Source organism: Bradyrhizobium sp. NAS80.1, assembly GCF_001908205.1.
GTDB lineage: Bacteria > Pseudomonadota > Alphaproteobacteria > Rhizobiales > Xanthobacteraceae > Bradyrhizobium.
Genome location: NZ_LGHL01000420.1, coordinates 1 through 1201 on the forward strand (window position 1 = coordinate 1; position 1201 = coordinate 1201).

At 58.1% G+C, this 1201-nt stretch carries 2 protein-coding genes; both read right to left on the reverse strand.

The genetic code is table 11. The features are described 5' to 3' along the window. Positions 1-218: 218 nt before the first annotated feature. On the reverse strand, positions 219-461 hold the full coding sequence (locus AC629_RS46365) for a hypothetical protein (RefSeq protein WP_143199946.1): 243 nt from the start codon (positions 459-461) through the stop codon (positions 219-221). Beyond that, positions 458-1057 carry a hypothetical protein gene (locus AC629_RS43990; protein ID WP_084810800.1) on the reverse strand — a complete coding sequence of 200 codons (600 nt, stop codon included), beginning with the start codon at positions 1055-1057 and terminating at the stop codon, positions 458-460. The genes AC629_RS46365 and AC629_RS43990 overlap by 4 nt, the downstream gene beginning before the upstream one ends. Between the last annotated feature and the right edge of the window lie 144 nt (positions 1058-1201).

A 1201-nucleotide genomic window follows, 5' to 3' on the forward strand; every position in this document is an offset into this window, starting at 1 on the left:
GAAAACGCCAAGGCGCTTGAGCGCGATAGAAGAAGTTATTCGTCCAAGGCGGTTCTAGCGCTTAGGCTAGCACGTGGCTTCAACTTAGACGACGAACTGAAGAATGTAATTCTAGCCGAGTCTCGATCATTCGCGTTTTTACACAGCCAGGGTCATTCGCGTCGGTTTGGCCGCGTGTCCGTCTTCCGGTCTAGCCTGAGAGCAGTGAAGCTTGGCGACTAGAAAGGAACTGGGGCAGGAGGGCCGCAGGCGACATTTGTTTCAATCAAATCGCCGCTCGCCATGCGCTCCAATTCTTCCCACATCTCGCGGTTCAGTTCGATTGGGGGTCCAACGTACTCATCGGGCGACCGACAAAGCGGAATGATGCGATAGTTCTCCCGATCAAGCAGCCAGCCCTTGATGCCACAGGTCCAGTAAGGGACGGCGTCTGCCTTAATATAAGGTAGCTTTGTGCTCATCCGTTGCACTCCGCATGATAGGCCTCAAAGAGCGGGCGCAGGTTAATACTGAGCGACGTGCCATCGCTTTGGTTCAGGATCAACGTGTACCGCTCGGCCTCAAGCTCGCATCCCTTGATCGATGCGCCGGAACGGCCGCGTTCGCCAGGATCGCCTTTCGGTCCAGCACGTCCTTTCTTCCCCTGGAAGCAGAGCGCCTGCCAATCGTCGCCCGGACATGGACCGGGACTATTGCGGCGTGCGACAAAGCTCCCGCCATTGAGGGCGACAACGTCAAATCTGGAATACGGCTCGTCTTGCTGATAGGTGCCCCTCACGCGAAACGAAAGGCCATCGAGACCGCCCGCGGCGACACAGATCCAATGCTCCTCATCTGGCGGCGCACGGCCGGTGTCGCACAGGGCCTGATAGGTTGAGCCTTCGTGCGTGACCAGATCTCCCTGATAGTGCACCTTGTCCTCGACGTATGGATGCACGCGCGGACCGCTCTTTTCGTCAATGAGCCTCCGCAGACTTCCGAGACGCTCGTCGATCGCGCGGTCCAGCTTGAGCAGCGTGTCGGCAAAAGCCGCGCGCGCCTCCGCAACTGCCGCCAACGACTCTGCCTTGACCGTTTGGAATGCGTCTTTCGAGCGGCGCTTTGCTTCTCAACGTCGGCCATCATTTCGGCCAGGCACTGCTTCCAGCATTCGAGCAGAAATTCCTGATCGTCCTCGCGAGGAACAACGTCGAGTTCTGTA